The sequence below is a fragment of the Enterococcus sp. DIV0213h genome (genome assembly GCF_051711285.1).
Lineage (GTDB): Bacteria > Bacillota > Bacilli > Lactobacillales > Enterococcaceae > Enterococcus_D > Enterococcus_D casseliflavus.
This window is the reverse complement of the sequence record NZ_JBIOMH010000001.1, coordinates 1893094-1919341: the sequence shown is the minus strand read 5'-3', so window position 1 is coordinate 1919341 and position 26248 is coordinate 1893094. Positions and strand designations below refer to the sequence as shown.

Sequence of the window (26248 nt, the reverse complement as noted above, 5' to 3'; positions counted from 1 at the left end):
TCATGGCAAAACTGGCGTAGATAGTTGTATTGATGGGACCTCATTCCATAGATACAACTTTTTAGAGAACCTTCTAAAGTGCTGTATCTATGCTGGTAGTTGAATTTATCGCCGCATAGGACAAGCTTCTATGCGGCTTTTGCTTACTTGCAATTGCCGTCACATAGGCAGTTGCTTTTTTTGTTCTCAAAAACCATAAAATGAAAAACACGAAAAACGTAAGCAGAAAAAGGAGAATGAAAAATGAAAAACAAGGGATTAATTGCATCGGTTGCCGTTATTTTATTATTTTTAGGAGCGACATTTGTCTATCAGTTAGGAATGAGAAGTGGGACCAATCAAGCTAGTGAGACTTCGGAACCAGTAGAAAAAGCTGAAAAAACAGTCGGGATCCTGCAATTTGTCAGTCATGAAGCATTGGATGCGATCACCGAGGGGATCAAAGAAGGCCTTAAAGAATCAGGCTATACCGAAGGGGACAACTTGACGATCGAATTCCAGAACGGTCAAGCGGATCAAAGCAAATTGGCAACGATGAGTCAGCAGCTGCTAAATAAAGATGCCGACGTTTTGGTTGGGGTAGCAACACCCGCAGCACAAGCGTTGGCGAATGTCACTCAGGATGTACCGATCGTTTTAGGAGCGGTCACTGATCCAGTTGGGGCAAATCTGGTGGCAGATATGGATCAACCCGGCGGCAATATCACTGGTGTTTCCGATAAAGCACCAGTTGCTGCACAAATCAAACTAGCAAAAGATTTGCTGCCAGAGGCAAAAACAGTCGGTATTTTGTATTCTTCGACCGAAGACAATTCGAAATACCAAGTGGCAGAAGCAGAAGCTGCTGCCGAAGAAAATGGCTTGACCAGCAAATCGTATGCCGTTCCTTCAAGTAATGAAATTGCGCAAATGGTGCAAGTGATGGCACGGGAAGTCGATTTTATCTATATTCCGTTAGACAATACGATCGCAAATGCTATGCAGACCGTAGTTCAAGAAGCCAATAAATCAAAAACACCAATCATTACTTCCGTAGACACGATGGTGGAACAAGGCGGTTTGGCAACGGTCGGACAAGATCAATTTACGATAGGCGTGGAAACTGGGAAGATGGTGGCAGCAATTCTTGATGGGACAGCAGAACCTGCGACAACACCGATCTATACATTCAGCGATGGCGAAACGATCATCAATGAAACTCAGGCGCAGTTATTGGGCATCACTATCCCAGAAAACCTCAAAGACGAGGCGAAACTGATTACAACGACGCCAGAAAGCGAAGCAAGTGACGAGTAATAACCAAGAACAGCGACCACCTGCGATCATCGAGAGGGTCTTGAAAGAGAAAACTTGTAAGAATATGGAGGAAGAATGATGATTGTTTCAGCAATAGGGCAAGGACTACTTTGGGGAATCCTGGGATTAGGGATTTTTATGACCTATCGAATTTTAAATTTCCCGGATATGACGACGGAAGGGTCCTTTCCGTTAGGCGGTGCTGTCTGTGTGACAGCGATCACCCATGGGGTGTCGCCCGTCTTAGCGACTTGTTTAGGAGTATTGGCTGGGATGTGTGCGGGCTGTGTGACAGGACTTCTTTATACAAAAGGCAAAATTCCCGTGATTTTAGCTGGAATCTTGGTGATGTCTTCATTGAACTCGGTCATGCTGTTTGTGATGCGCTCACCCAACCTCTCTTTATTAAACCAACCGAAAATTCAAGATTTTTTTACTAGAATGAATTTACCGAATTATTATGATACGGTGATCATTGGATTGATCATGGTCTTGTTGATCGGGGGCGTCTTGGTTTACTTTTTCCATACGAATTTAGGTCAAGCGTACATCGCTACAGGTGATAATGAGCATATGGCAAAATCGATGGGGATCAATACCGATCGAATGAAAATCATTGGATTGATCGTCTCCAATGGCGTGATCGCACTCTCAGGCGCATTGATTGCGCAAAATGACGGCTATGCCGACATAAGCAAAGGTATCGGTGTGATCGTTATCGGACTGGCGTCAATCATCATTGGTGAAGTGTTATATGGGGAACTGACCTTGCTGGAACGTTTGATCGCTATTGTGATTGGCAGCATTATTTACCAATTATTGATCCTATTTGTGATCAAAGCTGGATTTGATACGACCTACTTGAAGATCTTCTCTGCAATCGTCTTGACGATCTGCTTGTTGATCCCTCAATTTAAACAAGCCTTGCATCTACGCACTGGTTTTGAAACGGAGGACGAATAATGTTAGCCTTAAAAAAAGCCTTTAAAGTTGTCGGCAACGGACCAAATGAGAAAAAAGTACTCTTGAATAAAATCGATCTTTCTTTAAAGCCAGGAGAATTTGTCACGGTCGTTGGAGGAAACGGCGCCGGCAAAAGCACGTTATTCAACTGCATCTCAGGCACCATGCCCTTGACGAGTGGGCAAGTGATGATTGATGATCAAAATGTGACTACACTTTCGGAAGAAAAACGCGCACGCTTTTTGGCGCGGGTTTTCCAAGATCCGAAAATGGGCACTGCTCCCCGTATGACAGTGGCAGAAAATCTGCTGTTAGCCCAAAAAAGAGGACAAAAACGGTCACTTGGTCTTCGACAACTCCAAGGACAAAGGGAAATGTTCTTTGCGCTTTGTAAAGAAATCGGCAACGGGTTGGAAAATCATTTGGATACGCCAACGGGCAGTTTATCTGGTGGTCAACGACAAGCACTAAGTTTATTGATGGCAACGATCCAAACTCCAAAACTGTTGTTGCTAGATGAACATACGGCTGCGTTAGATCCAAAGACCTCCAAACAGCTGATGCAAATCACTGCAAAACGCGTGGAAGAACAAAACCTGACCTGTCTAATGATCACCCATCGGATGGAAGATGCATTAAAATACGGGGACCGCTTGATCCTGCTCAGAAAAGGGGAGATCGTCAAAGATCTTTCGGCGGAGGAAAAAGCGCAATTAAGCTTACCAGAACTATTACTGTTCTTTGAGGATGACTTATAAACCCTTGATAGAACAGTGTTTTCAAAAAAAACAATCAAATAAATGAAAAAAATAAGAAAAAATCATTGACATCTTTCAAAGTTAAACCTATACTTAGGTCAATCTTACATCAGTTTGGAGCGAACGACTATGCAAAAATTATTGCTAACGAACCCCACACAACTGAATAAATATTACTTTAGCTATTTTAGATAGGTTTGTATTCATGAAGGCATGGGTACAAACGCTAAGTTTGTATCTATGATGGCTAGAGCATTTCGTAATGAATTCGCAGCCACGTAGATCGTAAAATCTATAGTGGCTATTTTTTATATTCACATATCGGCTCTGTCGTTATGTAATGTTTGAAGGTGTTCACTGTAGATTCTTAAATTTACGGTGGACATCTTTTTTTGTTGAAAGGAATGAACCAGATGAAACAAATGATAACCGGTCACACACGGTTGGCGGCACTATTTGCCAAACCAGCCAAACACAGCATCTCTCCAGCGATGCACAATCTTTCTTTTGAAGAACAAGGGATCGACGCCGTGTATCTGGCCTTTGATGTTGAGCCGGACGATTTAGCCGCTAGTATCCAAAGCATCCGTCAGTTGGACCTCTTAGGTGTCAATTTATCGATGCCTCACAAAATGGCGGCTGTAGCGCTGATGGATGAATGTTCACCCGCAGCCGAGTTGATCGGCGCAATCAATACGATCGTCAATCAAGAAGGTCGCTTGATTGGGCACAATACAGACGGCATCGGCTTTATGCGAGCTCTTGATGACATTCAAGTATCCATCATTGGCGACACCATGACGGTGATCGGAGCTGGGGGAGCGGCGACAGCGATCATTAGCCAAGCTGCACTAGACGGCGTCAAAACGATCCATGTCTTTAACCGCAAGGATGAGTTTTATCCAATCATCCAAGAAAAATTAACACAGATTGCACAAAAAACAGCTTGTGAAATTACCTTAACCGACTTAGAAGATCAGATGGCTTTAAAAACAGCCATCGATCAAAGCAGCTTATTGGTAAATGCCACGGGCGTGGGAATGAAACCAAATGATACCGTAAGTCCTCTGAAAGATAAAACACTCCTACGGGAATCATTAGCTGTCTATGATGTCATCTATAATCCAAGAGAAACGCAGCTTTTGAAAGATGCGAAAGCAGTCGGCGCCAAAACTGCAAACGGCTTAAGCATGCTACTCTATCAAGGTGCAGCCGCATTTGAACTTTGGACTGGCAAAGCGATGCCTGTTGAAAAAGTCAAAGCACTCATCGAATCCATGTAAAAAATAAAAAACAGAAAAAAACGAAAGTAGGAAGAAAAAATGATCGTAATTATGAAACCAGGCGCTACGCCAGAACAAGTTGAAGTTGTTGTAACAAGAATCAAAAAAGAAGGCTTAGATGTTCAAGTCAACCAAGGAAAAGAACAGGTCGTTATCGGCTTAAAAGGGGATACCCGCCGCATCCAAGATGTTGCTTTTCGCAGCTACGAGGGTGTCGAAGATGCCATTCGGATCTCAAACACCTACAAATTGACCTCTCGTGAGTTCCATCCGCAAGATACGGTTGTGGATGTAGATGGCGTGAAAATCGGTGACGGCAACTTTGTTACGATGGCTGGTCCATGTTCGATTGAAGGCTTAGACCAAATTCGTGAATGTGCCCGAATCGCTAAAGCTGGTGGTGCACAAATCTTACGTGGTGGTGCCTTCAAACCACGCACGTCGCCATACGCATTCCAAGGGCTGGAAGAAGAAGGGCTAAAATACATTCGTCAAGCAGCGGATGAAACGGGCATGAAAGTCATCACAGAAGTCATGGACGAAGGACATATCGATATGGTTGCGGAATACAGTGACATTTTGCAGATTGGTGCTCGGAACATGCAAAACTTCAAATTGCTAGCTGCCGTTGGGAAAACTGGGAAACCAATTGGCCTTAAACGAGGCATCTCTGGCACGATCGACGAATGGTTGAATGCAGCGGAATACATCGCCGTTCAAGATAAAAGTGAAGTGATTTTCATTGAACGTGGGATCCGAACTTACGAAACAGCAACCCGTAATACCTTTGATCTAAGTGCGGTACCAATCATCAAAAAACTGAGCCACTTCCCAATCATCGTTGATCCTAGTCATGGAACAGGTATCTGGGATCTCGTACCGCCTATGGCTAGAGCGGGTGTTGCTGCTGGCGCCGATGGGATGATCGTTGAGATCCATCCAGATCCAGCCAATGCTTGGTCTGATGGTCCTCAATCACTTAATGAAAAAACGTACATGAACATGATGAAAGAAGTCCATATCATGGAAAAAGCGATGAAAGAAATCAAAGCGTTGCAAGACTAAGCGTCAAGACAACCAATAAAAGAGGTGCAAAAATCAATGTTACACATTCATTTAGAAGAACATTCCTATGATATCCTCATCAAACGAGGGGCGTTTCAAAAAGTCGGAACCTGGGTGCAACAGTTGTGGGACAAACAGCGTATTGCCGTCATTACAGACAGCAACGTCGCACCCCTGTATGGCGGACAAATCGTCGATTCCTTAACCGCTGCAGGGTTTGAGGCAACACTGTTAGTCGTACCAGCTGGCGAAAAAAGCAAATCACTAGAGCAAGCAGCTAATTTATATGATGGTCTTGCCCAACTCGGAATGACCAGAAGCGATGGGATCATTGCCCTTGGTGGCGGTGTGATTGGTGATCTTGGAGGATTTGTTGCTTCTACTTATATGCGCGGCATTGATTTCTTGCAGATTCCAACGACGTTATTGGCACAGGTCGATTCAAGTATCGGCGGAAAAACAGCTGTAAATACTGGCAGTGCCAAGAATCTCGTCGGGACATTTGCACAACCAGCCGGTGTAATGATCGATCCAGATTTACTTACAAGTTTGCCCCTCAAACGCGTCCAAGAAGGCATTGCTGAAATCATCAAGTCAGCCGCTATTGCAGATCCTGAGCTTTGGCAAACGTTAGCAGGTTTGAAAGATGAAGTCGATCTTTTGGCACATGCTGAGAAAGTAATCACTGCTTCTTTAAAGGTAAAACAAAAAGTAGTAGAAGAAGATCCTTTTGATCATGGCAGTCGTCTGACACTGAACTTCGGTCATACGATCGGGCATGGCTTAGAAAGAACAGCCGCGTTTGACACCAGTCATGGCGAAGGGGTTGCAATGGGGATGATCATGATCACCCGTCATGCAGAAGCCATCGGATTAACACCAAAAGGTACGACCCAGCAGCTTACAGAAATGGTTGAGAAGTTTCATTTGCCGATCACACCAAGTGAAATAGATAAAGAGCAATTATACCAAGCAATCACTCATGATAAAAAAGCCCGTGGGCAACAATTGAAGATTATTCTATTAGAAGCGATCGGACAGGCGAAAATCGTGACGATCCCGACTGAAAAAATCAAAGACTACCTATTATAAGAAAGGAAGGTAACGGATCATGCGTTATATTACAGCAGGCGAATCACATGGACCAGAGTTGACCGCCATTATCGAAGGGTTACCGGCAGGATTGCCATTAACAGCAGAAGACATTAATTTTGAATTAGCGAGACGACAAACCGGCTATGGTCGCGGGGGACGGATGCTGATTGAAAAAGACCAAGTCCGTATCACTTCGGGTATCCGTCATGGAAAAACACTAGGCTCTCCTGTAACTTTAGTGGTTGAGAACAAAGATTGGAAAAACTGGACCAAGGTCATGGCGATCGAAGAGGTACCAGAAAAAGACCGCAAACTACGACGAGTGGCACGACCAAGACCTGGTCATGCTGACTTAGTCGGCGGCATGAAATACCATCATCAAGATTTACGAAACGTTTTGGAACGCTCATCTGCTCGTGAAACGACCATGCGGGTAGCCATCGGAGCAATCGCGAAGAAAATTTTAAAGGAGCTTGGCATCGATGTGGCGGGTCATGTAACAATGTTAGGCGGCATCAAAGCGGAAATTCCTGAAGGGTTGACCGTCAAAGAAATCGCAGAACGCTCTGAAGCTTCAGAAGTAAGGGTGTTAGATCCGTCAGTCGAAGAAGAAATCAAGCAGCTGATCGATCAAACGAAGAAAAATGGCGATACGATCGGCGGTGTAGTGGAAGTACTTGTTGGCGGCGTTCCTGCTGGTTTAGGCAGTTACGTGCAATGGGACAAAAAACTTGATGCGAAAATCGCCCAAGCCGTGGTCAGCATCAATGCCTTTAAAGGTGCTGAGTTCGGCGTTGGCTTTGAGGCTGGTGTTTTGCCAGGTTCCAAAGTCATGGATGAGATTTTATGGGACGAACAACGAGGCTATACCCGTCGCAGCAACAACCTTGGCGGGTTTGAAGGCGGCATGACGAACGGTGAACCAATCGTGGTTCGTGGTGTTATGAAGCCGATCCCGACCTTGTACAAGCCGTTGCAAAGTGTGGATATCGACAGCAAAGAACCGTATAAAGCAAGCGTCGAACGCTCAGATAGCACCGCTGTACCAGCAGCCAGTGTTGTTTGTGAGAGTGTGGTGGCGACAGTGGTGGCCAATGAACTATTAGAAAAGTTCCCAAGTGATTCATTCGCAGAATTGACTGCATCTGTTCAAGCGTATCGAGAATACTTGTTAACCTACTGATTAAAGAACCAGCAAAAATTCCAGTAGAAATGAGGATTCTTTTCATGAACCAAAATATCTTTGTCGCCGGTCTAGGATTGATCGGCGCTTCCTTAGCAAAATGTATCAAAAAGGCACATCCGCAAGTGCATTTGATGGGCTGGGATTGTCAGGAAACCAATGAGATCGCATTAGCAACAAGTTTAGTAGACGAAGTGCCCCCTTCATTTTCAGAAGGTGCTGTCCGTGCCGACGTGATTTTGTTGGCATTGCCGGTAGAGATCACCAAAAAATATCTTTCCGAACTGGGGACACTTTCATTAAAGCCTTCGGTGCTGGTAACAGACACCGGCAGTACCAAAGCGGAAATCACCCAATTCGCCGAGTCCTTTTCCTTTGATTTTATTGGGGGCCATCCGATGGCTGGCTCTCATAAATCAGGGATCACAGCAGCCGATGAGAACCTTTTCGAGAATGCTTACTATATCTTCACACCGACGAAAAGTCAGCGGATGGAAGAGCTGCAAGAGCTTTTTCGCGGCACCAGAGCCAAATATGTGGCGCTTGCGCCAAAAGAGCATGATCAAATCACAGGGATGTTGAGCCATTTGCCCCATATTATTGCTTCTGGATTAGTCAATCAGGCAGACGCTTTCAACCAAGCCCACCCCAGAGCGCAACAACTTGCAGCAGGCGGTTTTCGCGATATCACTCGCATCGCTTCTTCAGATCCTCGCATGTGGACCGATATCTTATTGAGTAATCGACAGGAACTACTGCAGCTGATCGATGAGTGGCAAAAACAAATGACGACCATGGCTCACTGGTTGCAGGAAAAAGACGAACGGGCGATCTTTCGGTTCTTTGAATCCGCGAAGGAAACACGGGATCAATTGCCGGTTCATCAAAATGGCGCGATTCCGGCATTCTATGATCTATTCATCGATGTACCGGATCATCCCGGTGTTGTCGCTGAAGTGACGGGGCTATTGAGCGAACATCAGCTCTCTTTGATCAACTTAAAAATTCTTGAAACTCGAGAAGACATCATTGGTGTTTTACAGATTTCATTCAAAACGCAAAATGATTTGCTGCAAGCAGAGCAGCTGATCCAAAACAAGACGACCTATTCGTGTCGAAAAAAATAGGAGGCTGGGATGAAACTAAAAAAAGCAACACATTTAAAAGGGACGATAGCGGTCCCTGCTGACAAATCGATCTCGCATCGCAGTATCATGTTCGGGGCGTTAGCTGAAGGAACAACGACTGTCCGAAATTTCTTACGTGGAGAAGACTGCTATAGCACCCTTCATGCATTTCAATCATTAGGGGTTCCGATCCATGATGACGGTCAGACGATCACGATTGAAGGACAGGGCTTCAATGGCCTTAAGCCTGCTGACGAACCAATCGATATCGGTAATTCTGGCACAACGATTCGTCTAATGATGGGGATTTTGGCTGGACAGCCATTTACAACTACCTTATTCGGTGATGACTCATTGAATAGACGACCAATGAATCGCGTGATGCTGCCATTAAGAGAAATGGGTGCCAATGTGAGAGGGTATGAACAGACGGAGTTCCCACCGATCACCATCAATGGCACGGCTTCATTACATTCCATCAATTATCAGATGCCCGTAGCAAGTGCTCAAGTAAAATCAGCGCTGATTTTTGCGGCACTACAAGCACAAGGTACATCTACGATCATTGAAAAAGAAACAAGCCGCAACCACACCGAAGAAATGATCCGTCAATTCGGTGGTGTCATCACAACACAAGGCAAAACGATCACTGTGACGGGACCTCAAACACTCCAAGGACAAGAAGTAGTTGTTCCCGGTGATATTTCCTCTGCTGCCTTTTTCTTAACAGCTGGCGCGATTATGCCAGAAAGTGAGATCGTTTTAAAAAATGTCGGGATCAACCCCACTCGTACAGGAATTCTTGACGTGTTAGAGGAGATGGGTGCTTCGATTGCTTTTTCTAATCAAGATGATCAGAATCAATCAGCTGACCTTACCGTTCAAAGTTCTACCTTGCAGGCAGTAACCATCGCTGGCGATATTATCCCACGCTTGATCGATGAATTGCCGATCATTGCGTTGTTAGCCACGCAGGCGCATGGCAAAACGGTGATCAAAGATGCGGAAGAACTAAAAGTAAAAGAAACCAACCGAATCGATGCAACTGCCGAAGAGTTGACAAAACTAGGAGCGGACATCACTCCCACCGAGGACGGGTTGATCATCAACGGTCCAACCCCTTTGCATGGCGGACGTGTGTCAAGTCGGGGGGACCATCGCATCGGCATGATGCTGCAAATTGCCGCCTTATTGACAGATGAAGAGGTAGAATTAGAAAAAGCCGAAGCCGTAGCAGTTTCTTATCCTGATTTTTTTGAGGATGTCGCACGTTTGGCTAAAGGAGGAAACAGCGAGTGAAAAAAGTGATATTAATTGGCTTTATGGGTGCTGGAAAAACCACGATTGGTCGTCTTTTGGCTGAAGAAACGAAACAGTCTCATGTGGATTTTGATGACTTGATCGTTGCTGAGATCGGCATGACCATTCAAGACTTTTTCGATCAACACGGTGAGGAAGCCTTTCGCAAAATCGAAACGGATATTTTAGCTAAAACTTTGGCAAAGGAACAAATTATTTCCACTGGTGGGGGCATCGTATTAAAAGAAGAAAATCGTCAGCTTTTAAAAAAGATGCCGCTCGTCGTGTATTTAAAAACAGATCCCGAGGAACTGATCCATCGCTTAAAGGCGGATACTGGCAGCATTCGTCCCTTAGTCGTCTCAAAATCACCAGAAGAAATATTGGCTGTTTACCGTCCTCGGATCCCTCTTTATGAAGAAACTGCTTCATTGATCGTTGAAACGACGAACAAAACACCAGAAGAAATCGTACAGGAAATTTTGATCAAAGCAGGTGCATAAAATGAAGATTGGTTATTTAGGACCGAAAAGTTCCTTTACGCATTTAGCTGCGCAAGAAGCGTATCCAGAAAATGCCTGTATCCCTTATGGATCGATTCCACTTTGTATTCAAGCGCTATCTAATGGCGTGATCGATCGTGCGGTCGTTCCGAACGAGAACTCATTAGAAGGGTCCGTTCATGCCACTATTGATACACTGTTTCGTCAAAATCAATTGAGCATCGAACAGGAAATTATTTTACCGATCAATCATCAATTGTTAGTTTCTCAGCAAACAGCAAAAGACTACCGTCCCATCACTAAGATAATTTCTCATCCGCAAGCCTTGGCTCAATGTGCCGACTTCATCGAAGCCCGATTTGCTGGAGCTACTGTTGAGGCGGTTGCTTCCACAACGACTGCAGCAGCGTACGTAGCAAAACATCCAGAAGAAGCAGTTGCGGCGATTGCTTCCAAAGAAGCCGCTTTGGCTTATCAGTTAACGATCAAAGAAACCAATATTCAAGATGTTGCCTTTAATCAAACCCGTTTTTGGGTTTTGACGAAGAAAGCAGCAAACACCCAATTACCAGAGCAGACCGTCGAGAAAGCAACGATTTTTGTGACGCTGCCAGCAAATCGCCCGGGAATCTTGCACAAAATCTTAGCAACCTTTGGCTGGCGAGAAATTGATTTAAGCAAAATTGAATCGCGGCCGTCAAAAACCACCTTAGGGGAATACTTTTTCGTGATCGATCTGGTGATGGACAAACCGTGGCAACTGATTGTAAATGCCTTTGAAGAGATTCAGTTGTTGGGTGGACACGTCCATCTTCTCGGCGTGTACTCGGTAAATGTTGTTGAGGAAGTGACAAAAAATGACTCAAGTCAAAATAAAAATTAGCCAAGATGAAACACTTTTAGCAACGTTTCATAAAGAGATCCAAACGCAGCACCATCAATGGTACCCAACGATTTTTAAGCCCTTTGATCAGTCAAGATTTGAACAAGCAATCACACAGCAGCTGCAAGAGCCAAGCCACCACTTTTTTATCGCTTGGTTGGCGGAACAGCCTTGTGGCTTTGTGCATCTTCAAGAGGTCCGTTTGCCACAAAATGCGATGATGCATGAACGAAAGTGGCTGGAAATTGCAGCGATCGCTGTTGACCCTCGGTACCAAGGGATGCATATTGGAAAACAATTGTTGGCATTTGCTGAAAACGTTGCGCTGGAAAAAGGCTTCGATGATCTCTCACTAAACTTTTGGTCGGCAAATCAAGTGAAATCATTTTATGAGCAAGCAGGATTTGTGAGCACACGACAAGGAGCATCAAAGCATCTAAGGTAGAAAAATGAAGAAATTTCCTAGAAAAAGGTTAAAATTTCAGAAAATAGCTTTCTTTCTATAAGGTCTAGGGTATCCTTATAGACAGAGAGCTATTTTTTAGTTGGAGGATCAGAAGCAATGAGCAGGATGGAAAAAAATAAAAAACTGCATGAACGGCTAGAAAAGGAATCCAGTCAGGCAGCCAAAGAAAGTATCTTTGCCCGCCGAGAAGCCAAAAGAAGAAACCAGCGCGTCAGACCGAGTGATTCTACTTCGTCTGCTGATGAGCCAGTAAGAGACATTTTGTATCAAAACACCGAGCATCCTAGGGCAAGCGACCCTCGTGCGGCTCAAAGTTCCCGAGAACAGTCACAAGTAGGAATAAAAAAATCTGAGGGACGAAAAAGCGCAATCCCCCCGCTATCTGCTCAGGGACCTGCGATGCATCAAGGCCAGGAACAAAGCAAACAAAAACCGCAAAAGCTTAAGAAGAGCAAGCAACCCAAACAAAAGAAAAAGCGGAAGCACCCAGTTCTACGTATTGTGGTCCGGGTACTATTGGTGCTTTTTGCCTATTCATTAATTGCTTTTCTTGTCGGTCAGCAAGTCGCAAGAAGTGACGCTGCTTTTGCTACGACTGATGAAGAGACCTTTAATGGTACGGCCGCTGCTAATGGTGCTCGTAATATATTGCTCATTGGTAGTGATAGTCGTGAAGGAGAAGCTGGACGCGCAGACACTATTATGGTTTTGCAATTAGATGGTCCCAGTAAGCAACCGAAGCTGCTTTCCTTTATGCGGGATACTTTAGTTACGATTCCCGGTTATGGCGAAAACAAGATCAATGCGGCGTATGCCTTTGGTGGTGCTGATTTAGTCAGACAAACATTAGCGGAGAATTTCGGGCTAGAAACCAACTATTATGCAAAAGTTGACTTTCGTTCCTTTGAAAAAGTGATCGACACACTGTTTCCCTCAGGTGTTGCTATCAACGCGGAAAAAGATATGAGTAAAAATCTTGAAGTTGCCATCAAACAAGGGCAACAACAAATGAATGGGCTTGAGCTGTTGCAATACGCACGCTTTCGGATGGACGAAGAAGGTGACTTCGGTCGTGTAAGACGACAGCAGCAAGTAATGGATGCGATCTTTAGCGAAATGAAAAATCCTTTAGCTATTTTAAAATTGCCTTATGCAGCAGGAAAAGTCTTAGGCTATGCTTCCACCAACCTGCCAATGTCTTTCCTATTAAAAAATACCTTCTCGATTGCTCGAGGGGCGGGAGGAGTCGACAGCTTGACTGTCCCAGTCGCTGACTCTTGGCAATACGGTTCAAGTGCGAGTGCTGGAAGTGTGTTAGTCGTCAATCTTGAAACCAATCAACAAGCGATCAGGAATTTTCTTAATGAGTAAGCAGAATGAAAAGTTCTGAAAACCATTTGAAAGTAAGTAAATTTATGCTATATTATTAATGACGTTTGAAATTTGTTGAAACGAGGAAAAAGAATGAAATTAGCCGTTGTTACTGACAGTACAGCTTATCTGCCGGAACGGATCAAAAACCATGAAGATTTGTTTATCATACCGATTCCTGTTATTTTAGATGGAAAAGTCTACAATGAGGGTATCGACATTGAAGCTGATGAGTATTACGCTTTGCTGAAAAACAGCAAAGAATTCCCAACCACTTCTCAACCGGTATTAGGAGAAGTGTTAGCCTTATATGAGTCATTGAAAGATCGCGGTTACGACACGATCATTAGTATCCACTTATCAAGCGGGATCTCTGGATTTATCGGAACGCTGTATGGAATCACCGATGAAATCGAAGGTGTTCAAATCATTCCTTACGATTCGAAAATCACAAGTATGCCGATGGGTCACATGGTAGAAACCGCTCTTGATCTATCAAGTCAAGGCAAAACCGTCGAAGAGATCATTTCCCATCTGGACACTATCAGAGACAATACCTATGCCTATTTGATCGTGGACGACTTGAATAACTTGGTTCGCGGCGGTCGCTTAACCAATGGGGCAGCCTTGATTGGCGGATTATTAAAAATCAAACCGATCTTGACCTTTGATCAAGGAAAAATTGTGCTTTACGAGCGCATTCGTTCCAGTAAAAAAGCATTCAATCGCGCAGAAGATATCATTGGTCAACGGGAGCAAGAAATCGCATTGCCTGTTAAATTTTATGTAATCCACGCCAACAATTTAGAAGTAGCGAAAGAAGAAAAAGCGAAGCTACAAGCGAAATACCCAAATGCAGAAATTGAGATTGGACACTTCGGACCAGTTATCGGCACGCATTTAGGAGAAAAAGCCATTGGGATCGCTATTTCAGCGCAATAATTTTTATTTTTTCTATGTTTATCACGCCATTATCTTTTCAAGACGATGTATGTAAGAACCAGTTAGACGTTTGTCTAGCTGGTTCTTTTTTCTGCTTTTTTGAGATTCGCTTGTAAAAAATCACACAAACTCGTACAATAGGATCAAAATGAAGGACTGACAAAGGAGGAATTGCTATGAAGTGTTCCTTAAGAAGGTGGCAAATGAGCGATGCGCAAGATTTAGCCCATGCGTTAAATAATCAAACCATCCACGATTATTTACGAGATGGGTTGCCATTCCCCTATACGGTCGCAGATGCACAAGCCTATATTCGATCTGTGGAGGAAGCAGAATTTGCCTTTGCGATCACTGTGGATGACCGAGCAGTCGGCAGTATCCGTGCTGTTCGCAAAGAAAATATTCATTATAGAACGGCTGAGATTGGCTACTCTATTGCACAAGAGTATTGGGGAAAAGGCTTGATGACGCAAGCCGTTCAGCAACTATGTGACTATGTATTTACTACATCAACTATCGTTCGTATTTCTGCTGAATCTTTTGCGAAGAATCATTCCTCTTGTCGTGTGTTGGAAAAGGCAGGTTTTACGTTAGAAGGCGTTTTGCGAAAGCATGCGGAGAAAAACCAACAGCTGTTCGATATGAAGCTCTATGCGTTGGTTCGTCAAGAGAAAGAGGGGCAAGATGACCACAATCAAAAAGGAGAAACCTATGAATGAACTGCAAAAATTACCAAATGTAGGTCAGGTTTTAGCGGATCACCTGGTTCGTATCGGCATCAATACCCCTGAACAACTACGCACAAAAATGGCCGAAGAGGTTTTTCTAGCTATCCGCCACCAATGCGATGCGGGCGCTTGCTTGCATATGCTCTACGGCATTGAAGGGGCGATCCAAGGCATTCCTAAAGCGCAGCTTACATATCAGAGAAAACAAGCGTTGCGCCTTTTTTTCAATCAATTGAGTTAGTGAAGTAATGCGTCATAAAAAAGCACTTTTTAAGAGCGTTTGTTTTTAGATGCTTCTTATCAAGTGCTTTTTTACGGCTTGTTTCCTCATTCAGCGAAGACACATTGGTCACATTGGTATTGGTTCCTGAAATCGCCGCAGTCATGGACAGAATCGTTTGCCACTGAAAATCAACTAGACACCTGTCCCTAGCTACTAGAAAAGACCTTTTGCTTGTTCCAAACCAGCTTCCTCATTATACTTACTCTATCTAGTAAATTACTAATTTACTAAACAAGGAGTGAGAATAATGAAAATACCAGAAAACTTGAAACATAAGCCCGTCATTAAAGTGGAAGACTATGATACTGTTGACGGAAAAAATGCGTTACATACAGATGCAAAAGGCCTTTCCCTCGGATTAGCACAATGGAATGATCGCGGAAAAGTCGATATCTCAGGCAAGGTTTGGCGCCATACAGGTGAAAAATGGTCTCGTCAGTCAGAAGAACTACCCCTCACTAGAATCTTAGATCTAGCAATCTTAGTGGCGCAATCTAGTTTGTATTTTCAAGAGGCCTATCGCCATGAAAAGTTTTACGATCCTGAAAATCCGTTGATCGAGATCATTGGCCTGCAAGGAAATCGTATGACCGTTGAAGTAGACACCGAAAATCCTAAAATCGATGAAGACATTCTGCTTTTTTATGATTCCTTGCAAAAAGATGGCGAGCTATACGGCGAACGCTTCAAAATCCTAAAGCGGCTTTTAGATGAGCTAGGTTATTAAGAAAAGGAGCAGATTGCCATGACACAAAATCAACCGTCTTTTGTCGTAACGAAAGGACGCGCTTTTAGCAAATTAGAACAAACCATGATTTGGAAAAAACCACAAAGTCATCAGACCAGTGCTGAAGAACTACGAATTGCTTCAGAGATCGCGTTGAATTGGGCGGATCCAGAGATGAAGATCTTCAATGTGTTGCTGGAAGGCGATGCTGGGTCGGGTAAGACTCAGTTGGCAAAGGCACTTTCTGCCGACTTGCAACTGCCCTACACCAAAATCACCTGCTTTGCGGATATGGATAAGTCAGATGTATTTGGTGCTTTATTACCAGTGATCAACACCGACCAAGAAGAGGACAAGGACTTGCTGGATGCGATTTATCAAAGTGATTGTTTTGAAGATGTCTTGGCATTGATCCAGCGGCATTTTTCCTTGACTCGTGAGCGGGCACGGGCGAAATTTGCGGAACTGATCGAACGGATTGAAACCAGTGATCAGCAACCGACGATTCAATACAAATTTTATCCCTCCGAAATCGTACGGGCGCTGGAAAAAGGCTATTTGCTTGAGATTCAAGAACCAACGGTCATTCGTGATGCTTCGGTACTAGTGGCACTAAACTCGGCCCTTGAACAAAACGGGATGCTAAATATCCCGACTGGCTTTGTTCGACGACACCCTGACTGTGTGGTGATCATCACAACGAATCGGAATTACCAAGGTAACCGCCCCTTGAACGAATCCTTGCGAGATCGGATGCAGCACGCTGAAAAAATGGATTTACCTGAGCTAGCAGTTATGGTGCAGCGAGGCATTGCCAAAACCAATTATCCGGACAAAACGACTGCAGAGAAAATGGCTGAAATCATCCGCTTACTAGACGTGACCGCCAAAGCCAACGCTATCAAAGGGGTGGCGGGCATGCGTTCCTATTTTTATTGGTTAAATGCAGTCAAACAAGGACAAGATCCCTTTACAGCAATTGATAGCAAAGTGCTCTACAAAATCACTACCGACCCAAATGAGCTTTCTCTTTTACAACAGGCGTTAGAAGCTTCAGGGTTATTGGCGCAATTGCGGCTTTTGTTTTCTGGACAACCGCTAAATGCCTTTAAAGAACAAATCAAAGGACGCCGAATCAGCAGCGAAGAGGCTGACCAACGCAATGTAGTGGAAGAAGGCACGACCGTCCTAAAAAATGAGCAAGTCCTTGAAACTGCCAATCAAGAAACTGAGGCGGAAACGATGGAAACCAGTGATTCTGACAAACAAGAAGCGAAAAGCGCAGCAACTGAGGCGACGTTTTCAGAAGAACTAGAACGCAATAGTCATGATGGCCAAGCAAAAGCTGGGAGTGAGACACAAGAGGCAGCTCCTGCTTCTCATTCTTTGTCGATCGAAGCGTATGAAGCCCAGGAGAAAGAAAAGAAAACCACGGCATCAAAGGCAGCACGACAAGCATTGAAAGAATCGATCCATGCCAAAGAAGGGCTGATCGTTCATCGACCACCCGTCGATTTAGAAAAAGCGACTGAAGCGCAACAGCGTTTGCAGCCGTTGCTGCCGATCGTAGAGTCATTGATCAAGCAAACCCAAGAAGTATTGGAAAACGAACAAGCTTCGGCATACAGTAAAGGTAAGTACAGTGGTACACGCTTTGATGCCAGCAAGGTTGCGTATCAGGATTTCCGGACCTTTGACAAGAAGAATCCACCTCACGAAGAGCCTTCCTTAGCTCTTGCTTTGCGCATCGATGAATCAGGTTCGATGATTCGAGAAGATCGGATATTGTATGCCCAACAGGCGGTCTTAGCGGTGAATGCTTTTGCCCAACGTTTATCTTTGCCATTGATGATCTATGGCGATACAGCGGACGTGACCGCTCGTGAAAAAACCTCGCTTTTTGCATACAAAGAATTTAATGAAGGCTTTGGATTTGTGCCAGAGAAACTCATGACAATGAAGCCTCGGCAAAATAACCGTGATGGAGCTGTCTTGCGCGTGCTAGCTGAAAAGCTCGCTCATCAGCCGGCAACCACTAAATTACTCTTGAATATCAGTGATGGCCAGCCAAAAGCTCTTCCTGATTATACAGGGGGAAAAGCCAAAGAAGATATTCAGCAGGTGATCGCTGACTATGAACGACAAGGGGTGCTGTTTCTTGCAGCTGCTATTGGGCAAGACAAAGAGGTGATCAAAGCGATTTATGGGGAAGAACGCTTTATTGATCTTTCCAATCTAACAGAATTTCCGCAGCGTTTGTTGCAGCTACTGACAAGGTATTTGTAAACGTCGATAGCGAAAGGGAAAAGAGTGTGGACTGCATGCCGCACTCTTTTTTTGATCATAATTATATTATGTAAACAAGATGATATTTGTCTAAATTTGGATGGTTCTGTAAAATAGACGCCAAAAGGAGAGATATCATGAACAAATGGCGGTACTTCTACTATCCTTGCCAATTCGGCTGGCACGCAGCACTTCGTAGGCGCAGTTTGCTGATGAGTGGTGTGTTGGCGATTCTTTTACTGATCATCGCCATCTTTGCAGAGCATTGGTTAGTGTTTTTTCATCAATGGCTACAATATGAAACAAATAGCAGTGAGAATCAGATGGATCTCACGTATGCCAGTTGGCTTTTCTTTTTGCAGTTGCTACGCTTCGTACTAGGCGTTCTAACTGTAGGCTTGATCGCCGCCTTTTTATGTCACTGCAATCACATGTATCGTTTTCATTTGATGGGGGAGGAGCAGCAATCTCTGAGTATTCGGTTGTTGTTAGGACAGTCTCCGTTGTTGGTCACCTTAGAAGAGCTTTTCTTTGTAGGCATTCAAAGCACTGTTATTAGTTTGATAGGGCTTGTCAGCGGTTTGTGGCTTAGTCAAAAAGCACTGCAGGATTTCTTCCATTTCTTTCATCTTCCCACAGGCTTTACTTTTGAATTTCCCTTTAAAGGTCTATTAATCGCTCAACTTGGTGTGCTCTTGTTGCTTTTTTTGTTACGATTCCGCGGTACAAAGAGGACGGTTGAAGAGATTCTCGTTAACGGATGCCCGAATGGGTGAGGGGATGATAGGCTGCTTTTATTTCCCTCTTCCAAAATGCGAACGTATGTTTTATAATGGGTGAAACAAGACAAAGGTCGTGAATTTGTGAAGACATCCTTAACTTTAGAAATGGAAGAGGCACTTTATTATTATTGTCGGGAAAACAGTGATATTGTGGTAGAAGAGGTAGTCATGCCAGATGATCACGGCATCGTGGATACTTTGAGTTGTCGCTTGACGACTGAAAATACCTTTGAATGGCGTTGCTACGAACTCAAAGTTAGTTTGGCAGATTTTCGCTCAAAAGCAAAACTATCCTTTATTGGGAATTATAATTATTTTGTCTTACCCAAGGCATTGTATGAGAAAGTCAAAGATCAGATTGGACCTACAATTGGTGTTCTGGTCTATCATGCATTTCTTGAAAAAGAAACGGGCAGCAAAGGGTATTTCAGTGTCGAAAAGAAGCCCCAACGGCAAGAGCTGCAGGTTCCAGAAAATGCCTTATTGTTTCGGTTGATTTCGGCACAAGCGCGAGAAGTCGGCAAAGCAAAACAGACTGCTCGAGGATTGCGGGTATTTTCAACAGAACGTTTGTACCAAGAACTGAAGAAACGTCAGCCTGAGTATGACTTGTTCGGTGGTGGAGTCAATTACTATGATCGATTTATTGAAGAAACTCAGCTGCAAGCGATCGAAGCCTTGAAAGAAGAATTGGCCGCTACGAGAGCAGCCTATGAAGCGCTGGAAAAACGTTTTTTATCAGGCGAGTAAGAAGGAGAGAAGAAGATGTACTTCCCGTATATTCGTGGAAAACAATTTGATTTATTGGCGTTGAAAGCACTGTTGGAACAAGATTGTTTGTCAGACGCGATCCAGCCGATCATTGAACCAGTCAAGCAATCAAAAACGTTTTGGACGACCATTGACCTGTTTCAAAGGAAGCAGCATCCTTTTTATCTGGTTCGCAATCCACAGGCGGGGGCTTTTCTGACGGCAGAGGGGTTAGCAGAGTTGCAAAATGTTACTGCCCCTAAAGCAATGATCGTAGATCGCCCCATTGAGACAGTGGAAGAAAAGCCTGATCTTTGGATCATTCATCAAGCGGACCAAGCACTCGCTAGTGATTGGCGGGAAAATACGCTGCCGGTACTGGTAAGCAAAGAGTTTCGTTTGTTAAATAAAATCAACGGCCCGAAACTACTGATGGAAGATCCGTTTACCCGTTTACCTAAAAATAGTTTTTATACAGAATGTCCAGACGAAGGATTTTCAAAAACCCATCATCTTTATCATAAATTGGGCTATGCGGGATTTAGTGATTTTTCTGTCGATAGCAAAATTTATTATGAGCACAGTTATCCCTCAAAACGGTTGGTTTTGCATTGGATCTATCCGACAGCAGAGCAAGACTTGCGAATCGTTCACTTATTTTCTGAGGAAGAATTACCAAGTCAGAAAGAAAAGTTTTTTGAAGTCATGGAAGCTTTGTTGCAGCATGAGGAAGAGTATCCTACACAAACAGCTGGGCTGCAGCTATTAGTTGCTGCTTATCAGCAAGGGGCGTTTCCAGGTATGGGCGTTATTCGGAAAGCTGCCGTTATGAATCACTTGGAACTCGTCAGTCGTCTTATTTAGTCGCTATACGCATACGATTGTAGGCTCTAACAAAATACTGCCATTTATTGTACAAAACACCTTGATTGCACCCATTGTTTTCAGGATAGTGATAAAATCAGGGAAAAGGAGTTGGCGCTCGTGGGAACAAAAGATAGAGAATATTATCGAAATGAAGGAAAAGAATTTGAAAAAAATAAGAAAAACCTGCTTATTCAACGTTTAAATCAACTAATCGTTGTCTTGGTCATTTTGATCATTGTCTTTTCGGCGATCCTGTATTACATAGTTTGAAACTTTTGTTGCTGTCATTGCTTTATTGGCAGCAATAAAACGAAACTTGTACTTAGATGACTGTGCACCCTTGATTAGGACTCGCTATGGGAATCTGAATCGTTTAGGTGAAAACTGAACGCAACGAAACGTTTCTTGTTTATCGTTGCTGGTTTGCCTGTGATTAAGATTCCCATTAGGCTATTAGTTAGCACAAATTTGCTGGGTTAAGTGCGAATCATTACTGATAAGATCGTGAACAACGATTACTTGACTGATTCATTGAGTTTGGCCAGCAGCTGCAAACCAAAGCTTGAATTTAAAGAATCAAGGATCAACAAAATCAAATACAGATAAAGGTTCAGAGATAATTTGTCTGTTGCATGTTGTTTCACTCGTAGAACCAACAAAAATCTAAAACTATCGCTCAAATGACCATTTTTTTGATTATGCTGCCAATTAGGTGAATTTGAAGGAAATAATCCTAAATAAGAGGGAGGAGAGCCGTAAAATTATCCGCTAAATACGGTGTTCGAAAAATTTCATTTTTTAGTTTACATAATATATATTATACAAAGTTGTATTCGAAAAAGAGTTCGTGATATTTTAGACAGTTCAAGTCAATTTTGCATCATTTTACCTCCCTCCGAATGACTTTTATCAGGAAATTGTCACTAATTCATCTAAAATTCAACTAAAGCTAAGAACTTCTTATTTTACAAGTTTCTTCAGATTCTTTTTTATGATTTACTGATCAACAGATTGTTAACGGTCTTGTAGCAAGTTACTTGCGGATTCGTCTTTTTTATCTCAGCAAATACAGATTCAAACTATCAGCCTTGATTCACGAACCAATCGGTTTGATTGTATGCTATAATCATTTTGAAAATCTTTGAGCTTTTACCTAGAACTTTATTCATATAGCCAATCCGTTTCAAAATTCTGACACAAGTAGTTAGACGTTGCAAATGCCAACAAATATCTACTACATGATTCGATAAAAAAGAACCCTAAAATCATGTAGATAACTTAGGGTATTTCGTTATTTAATATAATTGTAATGTTCATAGGTCGCCATAAACGTCCATATTTTGCTAAAAAAGTCTGAATAAAGCGCCGTTGATCATTCCTTGGAATACTAGAACCATGGCAAGTAAAATTAAACCAGCAGCTACCCATAAGTTTATTTTTCCTTTTCGTCGACTGCTGAACGGGTTTTGCTTCAAGTTGCCACTCGTCAGGATGAAATACATAATCATGCTGAATGATATGAGCAAAATAATTTCTATCCCTATACCTAACCATAATCGCTGATTGTTTATTATTGTCATTTTATCACCTCAACTCATTTTACCATTAATGAGTTGCAGACTACTGATTTGCCTAGTTTGCAGCTTGTTTTTTCCATTTGTGTAATTAACACCCGATAAAAGCAATTCCATCCGTATAAGCTGACAATTCTAAAAGGAGAATAAAAATGAAAAAGAAGAAGCAATTAAAGCTAGTCTTTTTACCAAAAATCTGGGCGTCACTCCTCTACTTGCTTTTCGTGTTCACAGCCCTCTTCCTCTACTTATCAAAGTACTTGGACATTTCTTTCTTTACTTCGATGTATCCTGACTTTTATCTTCATATCTCCAATTTTTCGATTAGTTTGATTATTGGCTTACTGGGATACTTTTGGCTTCTCGTAGGTGCGCCATTTAAAGCCGTCACGCTATTGACCCTGCTCTTACTCATTGCCAATCTATTGAGCGAGACTGTCTTGGACTTTATGAACACCCCCGATCGAATCGATTTACTTTTTGGGATTGCAGGAACGCTCGTCGCATATTTTACTTTGGCAATGATCAAAAGACACGGTTTAGTCAAGAATCAATCGGTTTGATTTCAACAGTCGTAGCTTCTCCTTATATGATCCCTTTGCTACTTAGGTCCAACCGATTTTTTTGAAAAGAAACATCTTGCTGCAGTGATTTAGCCGAAAAAAGCACTCAATAAAGGGAGTGCTTTTTTTCGTTTCCATTGGCGATACTTTCGTATGGCTAGTCACTTGGTAGCCAATACAATGGACTTAGCTGTAGATTTTCCCAATACGGGTTGTGAAACCCTATCAAATAGTGCATAGCTAAATACCCGAAAATCATAAAGCCAAATGACAAAGTCACGATCCGTCCCCACCGTGGTATTTCTTTGATAAATAGACCTAGCATACCTATCAATAAGGGGAACGAATAATTAAACAGTAAATCACTTCTAATATTTTGGTTCCGAGGATCCTTCATTATTTTGTCATTTAAGCCCCAACTTATGCCGACGATCACAAACATAAGCGCCAGAATAGTCAATCGTTTGCGATCAAAAAGCCACTGTTCTTTATCTTTCCTACTTGCAAAGTAGATCGTAAGCAGGACCACGATTAATCCAGACATACTATTCTCCTTTTTCGCCAGCTATTTTCTAAAACGTTCATGATTCCTTCAGGATAAATTATAACATATATAGTATAAAAAAACGATACCCGCTACTATCCCCTTGTTTGATGCACTTTTTAGATGTTTCATAGAAGAATCAGAAATTTAAAAATCTGTTCGCTTTACAAAAGAGAACGTATGTTTGTATTATATAGATAAGAGGTGATTGCTATGGGTATGCTGCAACCATATGAAGATCGGAAAAAGCTAAAGTGGCAAGGATTCTTTTTATCTGAGCATACAACTGAAATTGAAGAAGAGCCGACACGCACGTTTGATTGTCCGCCTAAGCCGTCACTCACAACGGAAGAAATTAATCAATGCTTATTCGAAGCGATGAAAAAGAACGTAACTGTGGCGATCCAACGAGAAGAAGTCAATGAAGAAGGCGGCTATACCCCAGATATTGTCGGAAAAATCAGCGGATACGACACATTGGGCATTTATTTGACGGGAGAAACCATAGAAAAAATCCATTATGATGAGATTCGTCATGTTGCTTTCTATGAAGAGAAAAAATGGTTTGATCTCAACGAATGATCCGCTTTTTACTACTTACTAAAGGAGGAATACCTGATGCAAACACAAAAAGGCGCTGTCTCAAAAATAAGGATCGTCTCCTTTGCCCCCTCCCCTTTGGTCCGCTTTACACTAGGCACCACCAACTGTTTGATTGCGAAGCACAGTTTGAATTTTTTAGGGGATGTTGATGAGGGCATGTTTCTAACTGTGGGTGGCTATTGGAATAAGCGCCACCAATTCGTGGTGCAAAAATATACGGTGTACGGCAAAACAAAAATCATGTTGGATATCGATGCCTATCGACAAAAAACAGTAAAGGCGGGTTCACTATGAGAGCAAGAGACCTCTTGACAGCACTGACAACGTCGTCGAGTGCAGCAGATTACCAAGGAATTTATTTAACTTACAAAGAAAACCTGATTCCTTTTACGACGATCGCACAAGATAGTCATAACCAATTGATTTTATTTTTCGAACCCAAAAAGCCTGCTCTGACTCTGAAAGAATTATATACACAGCTAATGCTGCATAAGAATTTGGACTTGCTCTATTGGGATGGCGAGTCACGACAAAAGGTATTGGGGTTTCGTGAACAAGAAGAAAAAATCATCCTTTAGTCCCCTCGCCTATTTTGGCACACAACAAACGTTGAAAATCTCGGCAAAAAGAAAAAAATGAAGTATACTTTGTGTAAAGACTAAAGGAGTTTATCATGAAAAATCAAAAGATTACCCAAATGAGTTTTGCGAAAGTCTATCCTCTGTATATTGCCAAAGCAGAACGGAAAAATCGGACAAAAGAAGAAGTAGATCAGATTATTACCTGGCTGACTGGGTATGACCAAGAAACACTCCAACAGATGGCTGATGATGTTTCTTTTGAACGCTTTTTTAAGCAAGCCCCTCAGCTCAATCCTGCACGAAAACAGATTACTGGTGTGATTTGCGGGATTCGGGTAGAAGAGATCGAAGAGCCAATAGTTCAAGAAATTCGTTACCTAGATAAACTGATCGATGAATTGGCGAAAGGAAAAGCCATGACGAAAATTCTGCGCTCTGCTGAATGAGGCGTTTTTTTCGAGTTGCTATTTAAGAATCAACGCTTTATACTAGAAATACCTTGGCAGGGGCAAATCATTGCTCAAAACACAGTGGGACAACACCCCACTGTGTTTTTTTATCCTGCTTTTCTTGACGACAGCTTGTAACCAGGCAGGCGATCTTAGTTTAGTTCAACCACTTAGCATGTAGTGCCCTTTGAAATTGGCCGCCTTTTCATGAAAACACAAGAACATTGGCTGCGGCTCTCCTCTTCTTTACTCAACAAGGCGCTCTTGACACGTACAAAAAAGCACTCCTCTTATAGAAAGGAGTGCTAACTATTACTTTTTCATTTCTTTGATCTGTTCTTTTCGTTTCAAATACGCCAGCTCTTTTTCCATTTTGCGATAGCGAGCGAAGGCTGCTTCTGAAAGCTCACCGGCAGCAATAGCTGCTTTTACCGCACATTTCGGTTCTGTTTCATGCTGACAGTCTCTGAAGAAACAACCTTCAGCATATTGACTGATCGCTTCAAAGGATTGCTCGATCGAAGCTGACCGAACGGTACTGATGCCAACTTCCCGCATGCCAGGAGTATCGATGATCATTGCGCCAGAGGGCAGTGTGAACAACTGGCGACTCGTCGTCGTGTGTCGTCCTCGACTATCCTCTCGTATGTCATTGGTTTTTTGAACGGCTTGTTCCATGAGCTGATTTAATAAGCTGGACTTCCCGACGCCTGACGAACCGATAAATGCACTGATTTTTCCGTCTGAAAAGTAGGCTTCTGTCAGCAATTCGTTCGGTTCATAAATAGAAGTAGCGAATGCTTTCACACCAAAAGCATCGTTTAATGCTTGCAGCAGCTCTGCTTTTTCATCAGCTGTGACTTGATCGGCTTTGGTCAAGAGAATCACTGGGTTAGCGCCACTGTCCCAAGCGATCGTGACAAAGCGCTCTAACCGAGCGAAATTAAATTCTTCATTGGCACTAGTAGCAATAAAAACCGTGTCGATGTTCGCAGCGATCCCTTGTTCATCCGTCCGATTTCCGGCTACTTTTCGTTGTAAAAAACTCTTTCGTGGGAGCAAAGCATCAATCAAGAAATGATCTTGATCATACACCTGCCCTTGGACAAAATCACCAACAATAGGATAATCCTTTGGCGCTCGTGCCTGTTGACGAAATTTTCCTGAAACGGTTGCTAAACATTCTTCTCCTGTGGTCAGGCGGACTTTTGCGATATCCTTAGCCTGAAAGACCACGATTCCTTGTTTTTCCATGATTTCCCTCCAGTTAATTAGGA

General features: G+C 43.0%; 29 protein-coding genes. 27 read left to right on the top strand and 2 right to left on the bottom strand.

Going from position 1 to position 26248, the window contains the following annotated elements:
* Window positions 1–243: 243 nt before the first annotated feature.
* The 23 genes from trpX to IGI77_RS08615 all read left to right on the top strand — a co-directional run bounded on the left by trpX (window position 244) and on the right by IGI77_RS08615 (window position 22794).
* On the top strand, window positions 244–1296 hold the full coding sequence (gene trpX / locus IGI77_RS08725) for a tryptophan ABC transporter substrate-binding protein (RefSeq protein ID WP_010748363.1): 1053 nt from the start codon (window positions 244–246) through the stop codon (window positions 1294–1296).
* 78 nt (window positions 1297–1374) lie between these two features.
* Window positions 1375–2259, top strand: coding sequence for an ABC transporter permease (locus IGI77_RS08720; protein ID WP_010748362.1), 885 nt, complete (start codon window positions 1375–1377; stop codon window positions 2257–2259).
* Entirely contained in the window at window positions 2259–3017 is a 759-nt protein-coding gene (locus IGI77_RS08715) for an ABC transporter ATP-binding protein (RefSeq protein WP_005226102.1), read from the top strand. The genes IGI77_RS08720 and IGI77_RS08715 overlap by 1 nt, the downstream gene beginning before the upstream one ends.
* Before the next feature lie 413 nt (window positions 3018–3430).
* Window positions 3431–4300, top strand: a complete 870-nt coding sequence (locus IGI77_RS08710; RefSeq protein ID WP_034857425.1) for a shikimate dehydrogenase — start codon at window positions 3431–3433, stop codon at window positions 4298–4300.
* A gap of 39 nt (window positions 4301–4339) precedes the next feature.
* Window positions 4340–5365, top strand: coding sequence for a 3-deoxy-7-phosphoheptulonate synthase (aroF, locus tag IGI77_RS08705; protein WP_005226100.1), 1026 nt, complete (start codon window positions 4340–4342; stop codon window positions 5363–5365).
* Window positions 5366–5401: 36 nt separating this feature from the next.
* Window positions 5402–6457: a 3-dehydroquinate synthase gene (gene aroB / locus IGI77_RS08700; RefSeq protein WP_015509713.1), complete on the top strand. Its 1056-nt coding sequence runs from the start codon at window positions 5402–5404 to the stop codon at window positions 6455–6457.
* A 19-nt stretch (window positions 6458–6476) separates the two neighbouring features.
* Window positions 6477–7643 (top strand): chorismate synthase, encoded by a 1167-nt coding sequence (gene aroC, locus IGI77_RS08695; RefSeq protein ID WP_005226098.1) that lies wholly within the window; start codon window positions 6477–6479, stop codon window positions 7641–7643.
* 44 nt (window positions 7644–7687) lie between these two features.
* Window positions 7688–8770 (top strand): prephenate dehydrogenase, encoded by a 1083-nt coding sequence (locus IGI77_RS08690; protein ID WP_368742216.1) that lies wholly within the window; start codon window positions 7688–7690, stop codon window positions 8768–8770.
* A gap of 9 nt (window positions 8771–8779) precedes the next feature.
* Window positions 8780–10069, top strand: coding sequence for a 3-phosphoshikimate 1-carboxyvinyltransferase (gene aroA, locus IGI77_RS08685; protein ID WP_438769876.1), 1290 nt, complete (start codon window positions 8780–8782; stop codon window positions 10067–10069).
* Window positions 10066–10572, top strand: coding sequence for a shikimate kinase (locus IGI77_RS08680; RefSeq protein ID WP_438769875.1), 507 nt, complete (start codon window positions 10066–10068; stop codon window positions 10570–10572). The genes aroA and IGI77_RS08680 overlap by 4 nt, the downstream gene beginning before the upstream one ends.
* A 1-nt stretch (window position 10573) precedes the next feature.
* Window positions 10574–11455, top strand: a complete 882-nt coding sequence (pheA, locus tag IGI77_RS08675) for a prephenate dehydratase (RefSeq protein ID WP_438769874.1) — start codon at window positions 10574–10576, stop codon at window positions 11453–11455.
* A complete protein-coding gene (locus IGI77_RS08670) occupies window positions 11430–11900 on the top strand; it encodes a GNAT family N-acetyltransferase (RefSeq protein WP_005226093.1) in 471 nt (156 codons plus the stop codon). The genes pheA and IGI77_RS08670 overlap by 26 nt, the downstream gene beginning before the upstream one ends.
* Before the next feature lie 117 nt (window positions 11901–12017).
* The gene (locus tag IGI77_RS08665; RefSeq protein WP_086338205.1) at window positions 12018–13292 is read left to right on the top strand and encodes an LCP family protein; all 1275 of its coding nucleotides are present in this window, start codon (window positions 12018–12020) and stop codon (window positions 13290–13292) included.
* Window positions 13293–13385: 93 nt separating this feature from the next.
* On the top strand, window positions 13386–14234 hold the full coding sequence (locus tag IGI77_RS08660; RefSeq protein ID WP_005235946.1) for a DegV family protein: 849 nt from the start codon (window positions 13386–13388) through the stop codon (window positions 14232–14234).
* 176 nt (window positions 14235–14410) lie between these two features.
* Entirely contained in the window at window positions 14411–14953 is a 543-nt protein-coding gene (locus IGI77_RS08655) for a GNAT family N-acetyltransferase (RefSeq protein WP_010748353.1), read from the top strand.
* A complete protein-coding gene (locus IGI77_RS08650) occupies window positions 14946–15203 on the top strand; it encodes a TfoX/Sxy family DNA transformation protein (protein WP_438770524.1) in 258 nt (85 codons plus the stop codon). The genes IGI77_RS08655 and IGI77_RS08650 overlap by 8 nt, the downstream gene beginning before the upstream one ends.
* 289 nt (window positions 15204–15492) lie before the next feature.
* Window positions 15493–15972, top strand: a complete 480-nt coding sequence (locus IGI77_RS08645; protein ID WP_005235941.1) for a DUF6530 family protein — start codon at window positions 15493–15495, stop codon at window positions 15970–15972.
* Window positions 15973–15990: 18 nt separating this feature from the next.
* Window positions 15991–18258 carry an AAA family ATPase gene (locus IGI77_RS08640; protein WP_438769873.1) on the top strand — a complete coding sequence of 756 codons (2268 nt, stop codon included), beginning with the start codon at window positions 15991–15993 and terminating at the stop codon, window positions 18256–18258.
* A gap of 137 nt (window positions 18259–18395) precedes the next feature.
* Complete coding sequence (locus IGI77_RS08635) at window positions 18396–19034, top strand: hypothetical protein (protein WP_438769872.1); 639 nt, start codon at window positions 18396–18398, stop codon at window positions 19032–19034.
* A gap of 87 nt (window positions 19035–19121) precedes the next feature.
* Window positions 19122–19790, top strand: a complete 669-nt coding sequence (locus IGI77_RS08630) for a hypothetical protein (RefSeq protein ID WP_438769871.1) — start codon at window positions 19122–19124, stop codon at window positions 19788–19790.
* 15 nt (window positions 19791–19805) lie between these two features.
* Window positions 19806–20654, top strand: coding sequence for a sce7725 family protein (locus IGI77_RS08625; protein WP_005226083.1), 849 nt, complete (start codon window positions 19806–19808; stop codon window positions 20652–20654).
* A gap of 120 nt (window positions 20655–20774) precedes the next feature.
* Window positions 20775–20927 carry a hypothetical protein gene (locus tag IGI77_RS08620; protein WP_170927527.1) on the top strand — a complete coding sequence of 51 codons (153 nt, stop codon included), beginning with the start codon at window positions 20775–20777 and terminating at the stop codon, window positions 20925–20927.
* A gap of 1456 nt (window positions 20928–22383) precedes the next feature.
* Window positions 22384–22794, top strand: coding sequence for a hypothetical protein (locus IGI77_RS08615; RefSeq protein ID WP_438769870.1), 411 nt, complete (start codon window positions 22384–22386; stop codon window positions 22792–22794).
* Between the two features lie 157 nt (window positions 22795–22951).
* On the opposite strand, the gene IGI77_RS08610 is transcribed toward IGI77_RS08615, so the two are convergent.
* Complete coding sequence (locus tag IGI77_RS08610; protein WP_086338212.1) at window positions 22952–23338, bottom strand: hypothetical protein; 387 nt, start codon at window positions 23336–23338, stop codon at window positions 22952–22954.
* A gap of 213 nt (window positions 23339–23551) precedes the next feature.
* On the opposite strand from IGI77_RS08610, the gene IGI77_RS08605 reads away from it, so the two are divergent.
* From IGI77_RS08605 to IGI77_RS08590, 4 genes are all read left to right on the top strand, one after another.
* The gene (locus IGI77_RS08605) at window positions 23552–23920 is read left to right on the top strand and encodes a hypothetical protein (RefSeq protein ID WP_438769869.1); all 369 of its coding nucleotides are present in this window, start codon (window positions 23552–23554) and stop codon (window positions 23918–23920) included.
* 36 nt (window positions 23921–23956) lie between these two features.
* Window positions 23957–24235 (top strand): hypothetical protein, encoded by a 279-nt coding sequence (locus IGI77_RS08600; protein WP_010748343.1) that lies wholly within the window; start codon window positions 23957–23959, stop codon window positions 24233–24235.
* On the top strand, window positions 24232–24519 hold the full coding sequence (locus tag IGI77_RS08595; RefSeq protein WP_005226077.1) for a hypothetical protein: 288 nt from the start codon (window positions 24232–24234) through the stop codon (window positions 24517–24519). Before IGI77_RS08600 ends, IGI77_RS08595 begins: the two co-directional genes overlap by 4 nt.
* A gap of 95 nt (window positions 24520–24614) precedes the next feature.
* A complete protein-coding gene (locus IGI77_RS08590) occupies window positions 24615–24968 on the top strand; it encodes a DUF2200 domain-containing protein (RefSeq protein WP_015509694.1) in 354 nt (117 codons plus the stop codon).
* A gap of 315 nt (window positions 24969–25283) precedes the next feature.
* Here the strand turns inward: IGI77_RS08590 and rsgA are convergent, their stop codons facing one another.
* Window positions 25284–26225, bottom strand: coding sequence for a ribosome small subunit-dependent GTPase A (gene rsgA / locus IGI77_RS08585; RefSeq protein WP_015509693.1), 942 nt, complete (start codon window positions 26223–26225; stop codon window positions 25284–25286).
* Between the last annotated feature and the right edge of the window lie 23 nt (window positions 26226–26248).